7 protein-coding genes and 2 pseudogenes are annotated in these 8797 nt (G+C 69.9%); 5 read left to right on the plus strand and 4 right to left on the minus strand.

The window, feature by feature from the left end:
- The 3 genes and pseudogenes from D7Y11_RS39630 to recR form a co-directional block, all read left to right on the plus strand.
- Positions 1–752 (plus strand): annotated as a pseudogene (locus tag D7Y11_RS39630) (DNA polymerase III subunit gamma/tau); the annotation flags it as partial.
- A 97-nt stretch (positions 753–849) separates the two neighbouring features.
- On the plus strand, positions 850–1167 hold the full coding sequence (locus tag D7Y11_RS39635; RefSeq protein ID WP_014394799.1) for a YbaB/EbfC family nucleoid-associated protein: 318 nt from the start codon (positions 850–852) through the stop codon (positions 1165–1167).
- Between the two features lie 6 nt (positions 1168–1173).
- The gene (recR, locus tag D7Y11_RS39640; RefSeq protein ID WP_120564938.1) at positions 1174–1767 is read left to right on the plus strand and encodes a recombination mediator RecR; all 594 of its coding nucleotides are present in this window, start codon (positions 1174–1176) and stop codon (positions 1765–1767) included.
- A gap of 54 nt (positions 1768–1821) precedes the next feature.
- Here recR and D7Y11_RS39645 read toward each other — a convergent pair whose 3' ends face one another.
- Genes D7Y11_RS39645 through D7Y11_RS39655 form a run of 3 tightly spaced genes read right to left on the minus strand, consistent with a single transcriptional unit; the run spans position 1822 to position 7306 of the window.
- Entirely contained in the window at positions 1822–3681 is a 1860-nt protein-coding gene (locus D7Y11_RS39645) for a protein kinase (protein ID WP_120581129.1), read from the minus strand.
- Between the two features lie 3 nt (positions 3682–3684).
- Positions 3685–5652 (minus strand): hypothetical protein, encoded by a 1968-nt coding sequence (locus tag D7Y11_RS39650; RefSeq protein WP_126936283.1) that lies wholly within the window; start codon positions 5650–5652, stop codon positions 3685–3687.
- Between the two features lie 49 nt (positions 5653–5701).
- Positions 5702–7306 carry a collagen binding domain-containing protein gene (locus D7Y11_RS39655; RefSeq protein ID WP_233607551.1) on the minus strand — a complete coding sequence of 535 codons (1605 nt, stop codon included), beginning with the start codon at positions 7304–7306 and terminating at the stop codon, positions 5702–5704.
- Between the two features lie 183 nt (positions 7307–7489).
- Between D7Y11_RS39655 and mglB the strand changes: the two genes are divergently transcribed.
- Positions 7490–7969, plus strand: a complete 480-nt coding sequence (gene mglB / locus D7Y11_RS39660; RefSeq protein WP_002637270.1) for a gliding-motility regulator GTPase-activating protein MglB — start codon at positions 7490–7492, stop codon at positions 7967–7969.
- A gap of 11 nt (positions 7970–7980) precedes the next feature.
- Positions 7981–8568 carry a gliding-motility regulator Ras-like GTPase MglA gene (gene mglA, locus D7Y11_RS39665; protein ID WP_014394794.1) on the plus strand — a complete coding sequence of 196 codons (588 nt, stop codon included), beginning with the start codon at positions 7981–7983 and terminating at the stop codon, positions 8566–8568.
- A gap of 129 nt (positions 8569–8697) precedes the next feature.
- Here mglA and D7Y11_RS44725 read toward each other — a convergent pair.
- A pseudogene (locus D7Y11_RS44725) lies at positions 8698–8797 on the minus strand (gliding-motility protein MglA); the annotation flags it as partial.

The following is an 8797-nucleotide window of genomic DNA, read 5'->3' on the forward strand; positions in this document are numbered from 1 at the left end:
CCCCTGAGCCCACGCCCGCGGCTCGCGCGCCCGAACCCGCCACGCCCACCGTGCGCATCACCAACATGCGCAAGCCGGAGCCCGTGGCTCCGCTCGAACCTCCGCCCCTCGGCGACGAGGACGTGGACGAGCGCATGTTCCCGGAAGAGGGCTCCGCCGAAGGCTGTGCCTCCGGCGAGTGCATCCCCGTCGCGGAGCCCGCCGCCCCGGAACCGGAGCCGCCGGAACCCGAGCCGCCGCCCGCGATGGCGCCCGTCGCCACCAGCCGCGACAACCCCAACCGCTCCCTGCCCGAGCGCTGGCGCGCCGCCGTGGAGACCGTGAAGTCCACGTCCGTGCGCCACGGCACGGCGCTCGCCAACGGCCGCCTCCAGTCCATGAAGGCGGGCGAAATCATCCTGGGCTTCCCGCCCACCGCCGCCTTCCACAAGGCCGCCGTGGTGTCGCCCGGGGGCAAGGCCACCGTGGACGCGGCGCTGGCCTCGCACTTCGGCCGGGCCGTGAAGCTCACCATCACGGACGTGCCCCAGACCCATGACGCCCTCCCGGGCGGAATGGGGCAGAGCCTCTCCGAACAGGACACCCAGACCCGCAATACCCACGAGAAGAGCACCGAGGGCAAGGTGCGCTCCCACGCGTCCGTGCGGGCCATCCTCAAGATGCTGGGCGGCGAAATCGAACACATCCAGGTCTACGAGCCCGAGCGGCCACCGGCCAACCTCCCGGACGTGCCCGCCGCTCCTGATGACTGACAACGCCGCGCGGCCCCGCTAGGGTGCGCGGCAACGTCCCTGCTCCGAGCGGCGCCATGACGGCCCGCGCTCCCACGACCGGGGACCGAGGAAGCACATGCCCGGCATCGACCTGAACTACTTCATCCGGCAGGCGAACAAGCTCACCGAGAAGATCGAGGAGCGGAAGAAGCAGCTGGCGGAAGAGACCGTCGAGGCGAAGTCCGGCGAGGGCCTCGTGACGGTCGTCGCCAACTGCGTGCAGGAGATCCGCAGCATCAAGATCGACAAGAGCGCCATCGACCCCAACGACCCGGGGATGCTCGAGGACCTCGTCACCGCCGCCGTGAACGCTGCCCTGGCGAACAGCCGTCAGCACATGAACGCCGAGCTGGCGAAGATCTCCGGCGGCGTGAAGATCCCCGGCATTAATTAAAGACGGATGACGCCCGATCCGCTGAATCGCCTGGTCGCCCAGCTCGCGAAGCTGCCGGGCATTGGTGAGAAGACCGCCCAGCGCCTCGCGTTCCACATCCTGCGGGCGCCGGGCGAGTTCGCCGTCGACCTCTCACAGGCCATCCGCGAGGTGAAGGAGAAGGTGCACCTGTGCGTGCGCTGTTTCTCCCTCACCGACTCGGAGCTGTGCGGCTTCTGTCGTGACAACCGCCGCGACGAGCGCGCCCTGTGCGTGGTGGAGACGTACTCCGACTTGATGGCGCTGGAGCGCACCCGCGAGTTCAAGGGCCGCTACCACGTGCTGCACGGCGTGCTGTCCCCGCTGGAAGGCGTGGGCCCGGAGCAACTGCGCATCAAGGAGCTGCTGCTGCGCCTCAACGACAGCCGGGTGGAGGAGATCATCCTCGCCACCAACCCGGACATCGAGGGTGAAGCCACCGCGCTCTACCTCACGCGGCTGCTCAAGCCGATGGGCTTGCGGGTGACGCGCATCGCGCAGGGCCTGCCCATGGGCGGCGACCTGGAGTTCGCGGACCAGGCCACGCTCGCCAAGGCGCTGTCCGCCCGCCGCGACCTGTGACGGTGCTGGTCCGTCCCGCGCGCTGAACGCGGGACGGAGAAGACGCCGCACCGGCTACTGCGTCACCTTCCACGAGAACGGCATCAGCACGGTGACTTCCTGGTCGCGGTGCACCGGGAAGCGCAGGCTCTGGGCCTGCGTCTCCAGGCAGCGGCCCACGTCCGTGGACGCCAGCGGCCCGCGCGTGCCCGCGCGCACCTTGCCCGAGGACACGATGGTGAGCTCCACCTGCACCTCGCCCGAGGCCGCCGGCAGGTCGGACTTGTAGCGCTCGAAGCAACCGGTGATTTTCGAGCGGCCGCCGGACACCACGCGCTGGATGTCGTCGATGCCCAGCGACACGGGCTCCTTCGCCGCCGGCTTCTTCACGACCTTGCGGTGGGACGGGTCCTCCGCCCCGTCATCCACGTGGGGCGAATCCGTCACGGACGTCGCCACCGCGTCACCGCCCGGCGTGCCGTCCTGCACGGTGCCCTGAACATCTCCGGGCGTGGTCCCTTCAGGCACCTGGGCCGGTGCACCCTGCCCCTGCGTGCCTGCGGGATTCCCATTCGCCACGGGCGCGACGGCCGGCTGTGCCGGAGGCGGAGGCGTGACGTGGGTCGCGGTGCCACCAGGCCGCGCGACGACGAACGCCACGCCCGCGGCCACCAGCCCCAGGCCGCCCACCAGTCCCAGGACCCAACGCCGGGACGCGGGCTTCACCGGAGGCGCGCTCGGCACGACCTCCGGCTCGGGAGCCTGCGCCTGCACGGGGGCCGTCTTGTTCTGCGCGGTCAGTGCCCTCACGCCCGTGCTGCTCGGGCGGGACACCTGATGCCCGTACGTGTTCGTCCCAGCACCGGCGACGGGCGGCGAGATGGCCGCGAACTCAGGGTCCGTCGGACGCGCGGCGGTGAGCGTGGCCATCGTGGGGATGCGCGTCTTCTCCGTGACGCGCTCCTCGCCGAAGTGGTTGCGCAGGAACGTGCCCAGCGTGGGGGCGCTCGCGGCTCCGCCCTGGAACTCCGCCGCGAAGCTCTCCAGCGCATCCGCGAACTCGTCCGACGTCGCGTACCGGTCCTCCGGCTTGAACGCCATGGCCTTGAGGATGATGGCCTCCAGGCCCTCCGGCAGGTCCGCCCTCAGCGCGCGCGGCTTCTCGAACTCGCCCTGCAACAGCGCGTTGAGCACCGCCAGGTCGTTCTCACGGGAGAAGGGCCGCACGTGCGTGACGGCCTCGTAGAGGCTGACTCCCAGGGAGAAGACGTCCGCGCGGTGGTCGACCTCCTTCCCCTGCGCCTGCTCCGGCGCCATGTAGATGTACTTGCCCTTCACCACGCCCGTGCGCGTCTGGACCAGGCGCGACTCGGCCTTGGCGATGCCGAAGTCCAGCACCTTCACCTGTCCCTGGTACGTCACGTACAGGTTGGACGGCGACACGTCCCGGTGCACCACGTGCAGCGGCTGGCCCTGCTCGTTGGTGAAGGTGTGCGCGAAGTGCAGGCCCCGCGCCGCGTCGATGAGCACCCGCATCACCACCGGCAGCGGCACGTACTGGCGGCGCCGGCCCGCGAGCCGCAGCGTCGTGGAGAAGTCCTCGCCCGCGAGGTACTCCATGCAGATGTAGTAGCAGCCGTCCGTGAAGCCCAGCTCGTGGATCTGCACGATGTGCGGATGCGACAGCTTCGCCGCGAGCCGCGCCTCGTCGCGGAACATCTCCACGAAGTCGGGGATGGCCGACAGTGCCGGCAGCATCCGCTTGAGCACCACGTTGCGCTCGAAGCCGTCCGCGCCCAGCAGCTTGGCGAGGAAGATCTCCGCCATGCCACCCTCTGCCAGCTTGCGCACGAGCACGTACTGCCCATACGGCTGGAGGAGCGTCGCGGTGGAGGCGCCGGCGGGATCCGGAATGGGAACGGGGGTCTGTGCCATCCCTCAAGGTCCTCGCGGTTTCAGGGTGCGCACCGTGAGTACGTCCGGGGCACCGGGACGCGTCATCTTAAACACCAGCAGGGGGGGCAGTCCCATGGGGGCCACCCAAGTATCGAAGCGGTGCTTGGCGTCCAAGGGCACGGCCCGTCCGTTGATGGACAGGCGGGCATCCACGGGCGCCACACCTGAAGCCCGTACCTTCTCCGCCGCCGGCACACCCTGGCGCGGGCTGTCCACCACCAGCCCCACCACCGAGTTGTCATAGACGAGCTCCAGCTTGTTCATCCGCCCGCCCTTGAGGGCCGCGCCCGCCTGCGACAGCGGCGTGACGGACCACAGGTAGCTGCCCTCGCCCAGCTGTCCCGCCTCCAGCGCCGCGCGCGTCTCCGACACCGTGCGCTGCACCACCGGCGTCGCCAGCGAGCCCGCCTTGTACACCGCCACGCGATAGCTACGGGCCTGCGGTTCCTCGCCGTAGGTGAACGTCACGGCTGGGGGCTTGTCCTGGTAGAAGATGGTCGTCTTCTCCGGCCCCTCCGGCACCACGTTGCGCGCGCGCGCCAGCGAGCTGGTGGGGGACTCCGGAGCGAAGTGGACGCTGCCCGCCGCTACCTGCGTGCCGTCCTCCTTGCGCGCCCGCCAGTACAGCGTGCCCCTCGCCAGCGCGGAGACGTTGACGGAAGCGCGGTGCACGCGGCCCCAGAGCACCGGGCGCTTGAAGGCCGCGTCCTGCGCCGCTTCGACCACCGCGTCGCCCTCGCCCTGCCAGGTGAGCGCCACCTCCGAAAGCCCCCGGTGATAGACCTCCGTGCCTTCGCCCGGGCCCACCGCGACCGCCGCCTCCTCCAGCGGCTCCACCTTCGCGCTGCCGTCCTTGCTCACGGTGGCGCGCTCACCCGCGCGCAGCTCCTGCCGCGCCTCGCCCCGCCGCAGCGTCACGTCGCCCGTGTGCGCCGCCACCTGCATGCCGTCGCCGGTGCGGCGGATCTCCAGCCTCGCGCCACCGCCGGACTCCACCGTCATCTCCGGCAGCACCACGCGGCTCTCACGCCCCATGGACAGCTGCACGGCCAGGAGGCCCTGGAGCAGGTTGACGCGCGCCTCGTCGACGGTGCCCTGCTGTCCCGCGCTCTCCAGCACCGCCTCAGCGCCTGGAGCGAGCGTCAGCACGGTGCCGCTGTCCTTGAGGGACAGCACCGCCTCGCCGCCCTTCGTCCGCACGCCGTCGCCAAAGGCCAGCACCTCGCCCTCGCGGCGCACCTTGCGCCAGCGGCCCGTGTCCTTCGCCTTCACCTCCGCGACACCCGAGGTCGCGCGCACCGTCACCGGGATGGGCGCCAGTTCCACGACTCGCGGGGCCGCGGGCGTCACCTGCGCGCGCTCGCGGGTCAGGTCCACCGCGTCGCCCTGCGCCGCGCGCAGCGTCTTGCCGTCCTTGGAGACCAGCTCGATGGCGCCCAGCTTCACCTCCACCCGCGCGGAGTCCTCCGCCACCGCGACCTTCACCTCCGACGGATCCGGCCCCACGCGCGTGAGGCCGAAGGGGGTGAGGATGTTCAACGTCACCTTGGAGCCCGCGCTGTCCGCCTTCCTGCCCGCGGGCACGCGCGACAACACGATGCCGCGCTCCACCTTCATCACGATGCCGGACGAATCCGAGCCCAGCGCGAACCGGCCCTCGCTGCCCACCTCCACCGTCCGGTCGCCCGGGAAGCGCACCGTCGCGGATCCGCTCTCACCGGTCTCCACCGCGTCGCCCGCGAGCAGCGGTCCCTCCACTGCGGGGCCCACCTTGCCGCCACGCTCCAGGCGCACGTCGCCGGACAGCCCTTCCAGGCGGCCAATGGGAACGACGGCTCCCGCGTCCACATCCACCCCTGGCGGAGGTTTCGGCGCCTCCTCGCGTTCACACCCCGAGCAGCCGGAGAGGAGGACGAGCAGCGACAGCGCCAGGATGCGGACAGGACTCACTGAAACCTCGACGACGACGGACGGGCGCGTCGCGGAACTGCCGCGCGACTCACCGGCCCCTCGGGAACAAATCAACGTTGAGAATGGCCTGCTCGCCTTCGCGCACGGTGACCATCTTCGTCTGGGTCACGTGCCCGGCCGCGGACAGGGTGATGCGGTACGTGCCGCCGCGGACGCGCGCGGTGAAGGTGCCGCTCTTGTCCGTGCGCGTGCGCACCTTCGCCTGGGCAATGGTCACCGTCGCCACCAGCGGCTGGCCGTTGCGCGCGCTGCGCACCTGGCCCACCAGCGTGGCCAGCTCGCCCTTGCGGTCCTGCGACAGCACCACCACCAGCTCCGACGTCTGCCCCGCCACCACCACCGCGGCTTCTTCCGTGGCGCGGAAGCCCGGCGCGGACATCGACACGGCCACGGGCCCGGGCTCCAGTCCTTCCAGCAGCAGCTCGCCCGCCTTGTTCGTGCGCAGCTGCGCCTTGCCCGAAACCACCTGCACGTCCGCGACCGGCGCGCTGTCCTTGCCCTGCACCACCTTCACCTTGAGGGAGCCCGTCTTCGGCGCCTTCTTGCGCAGGCGGAGCTGGACCGGCGCGCCCTCGGTGGCACCACCGCTGACGGTGGCGACCTCCGTGGCGTCCTCATAGCCGTCCACGCTGGCCTGGGTGGACTGCGCGCCTTCGGGGAGCAGCACCCGCAGCTGCCCCTGCGCGTCCGCGACCAGCTCCTCGCTCGTGCCCGGCGTCTTCAAGGAGGGCACGCGCACGTGCGCGCCCGGAAGCGGTGCGCCCGTCTCCGCGTCCACCACGCTCAGCGCGACGAAGGCCTGACGCGGGCCCACGGGCCGCGACGTCCCGCCCTCGCCGGCCAGTGACACCTCGAAGCCCAGGCCAATGCGGCGCATCCGCTGCTCGGAGCGCAGGCCGCTGGCCTCCAGCTCCATCGTGTCGTGCGCCTGCTGCACGTCCAGGAGCACGCGCCCCGTCCAGCCGTCCCGGCGCACCACCGGATACAAGAGCGCCGCGCCCACCACATAGCCGGACGACGACGCCTTCAGCCCGTCCGCCGCGTGCGCGGACAACGTCAGAGGCACTTCGCCCCGCACCTCCAACTGCAGCTCCGCCGGCAGCGCCACCAGCACCCGGCCTGAAATCAGCGCCGCGTGCCGCACGCCCCGCTGCAACACCGGCGCGTAGGTGAACCCGCCGAACAACGGAAGCTGCGCGAAGCCGTAGCCCGCTCCCAGCTCCAGCCGCACCGGCCCGAGCGACAGTCGCCCGCGAGGCCCCAGCGAGCCGCGCACCAGGCTGCCGCCCGTCACGCGCGACGACGCGTCCCGCAGTTCGAAGGCCTCGCGCTGGAGATCCACCTGGCCGCCCAGGTACTCCCCCGCCCAGCCCATCAACGTCAGCGCCACGTCGTTCGGCGTCAGACCGCTGTAGGTGAGCCCGGGCCCTACATCCACCTGCTCACCCTGGCGGGACGACAGGCCGTAGCGGAAGCGCAACGAGGCGCGCTCGGACTCGGGGGCCTGCGCACGGGCGGCCCCGGTACAGGCGAGCACCAGGACGAGGACGACGAGGCGCGGAAGGATGTCGGTGAGGGGGCTCGGGCGGCGCAAGGCCCGGGAGAGTATAGAGAAGAGGGGCAGGTGTCCCAACCCGCGATGCCGTCATTCCTTCAAGATCGGCGCGGATCACGGCTGGCTTCTTGCTGGAGTGGAACTGCTTTGCTAAGCATGACGGCGGTCGGTAGCGCCTCGTCTAACCTCCGGGATTCACTCCAGAAACATCGGAGCGCCGCCGTGCGCGGGGCGAGCGAACGCTGAGGAGCGCATACGCCCATGGGCACGCAACTGGTGATGTACGAAGAGGAGTTCACCAAGATCAACGCCGTTTGCGACCGGCTTACCAAGGACGCGAACGCGAAGGTGGTCTTCCTCGTCGACAAGAACGGCCAGCTCATCTCCTCGGCCGGCCAGACGCAGAACATCGACACCACGTCGCTTGCGTCGCTGACGGCCGGCAACGTGGCCGCCATGGGCGGTCTGGCGAAGTTGATCGGGGAGAACGAGTTCCCCAACCAGTTCCATGAAGGGGCGAAGGACAGCCTCTACATGACCATCGTGGGCAGCCGCGTGGTGCTGGTCGTCATCTTCGACAACCGCACGAGCCTGGGTCTGGTGCGCTTGCGCATCAAGAAGGCCAGCGACGAGCTGACGAAGATCTTCGAAAGCCTCGTGAAGAAGACCGACAGCCCCGGAGCCGGTTCGCCGTTCGCCGAGATCTCCGACGACGATATCGACAACCTCTTCAGCGAGTAACCCGGGAAGCCATGTCCTTCATCAATTACTCATCCCGCGAAATCAACTGCAAGATTGTCTATTACGGGCCGGGCCTTTGCGGGAAGACGACCAACCTTCAGTACATCTACAACAAGACCGCGGCGGACACGAAGGGCAAGCTGATCTCGCTCTCCACGGAGACGGACCGCACGCTCTTCTTCGACTTCCTGCCGCTGTCGCTCGGTGAGATCCGCGGCTTCAAGACGCGCTTCCACCTCTACACGGTGCCCGGTCAGGTGTTCTACGACGCCAGCCGCAAGCTCATCCTCAAGGGCGTGGACGGCGTGGTGTTCGTCGCCGACAGCCAGATTGAGCGCATGGAAGCCAACATGGAGTCGTTGGAGAACCTGCGCATCAACCTGGCCGAGCAGGGCTACGACCTGAACAAGATTCCGTACGTCGTGCAGTACAACAAGCGCGACCTGCCCAACGCGGTGACCGTGGAGGAGATGCGCAAGGCGCTCAACCCGCGGAACATCCCGGAGTACCAGGCCGTGGCGCCCACGGGCGTGGGCGTGTTCGACACGCTCAAGGCCGTGGCCAAGCTGGTTCTCACCGAGCTTCGCAAGGGCGGTTGACACTCCGCCTGCTGTCCTGCCCGGCGGGCTGGCCCCCACCGGGCAGCCCCCGGCGAACGATGGTATGACCTCGTGCCGTCGGGCAGAGCCGCCTTCCGAGGTCGTACCGTGCGCGTCGCAACCGCCACCCTCCGTCTCCGTGGAGAGCGAGATCAGCTTGCCCTTCGTGTCCGCCGCGGTCTTGTTGTAGATGTACTGAAGGTTGGTCGTCTTCCCGCAAAGGCCCGGC

Origin of the sequence: Corallococcus sp. AB018 (genome assembly GCF_003986945.1) — a bacterium.
In the GTDB taxonomy this organism is placed as follows: Bacteria; Myxococcota; Myxococcia; order Myxococcales; family Myxococcaceae; genus Corallococcus; species Corallococcus exiguus.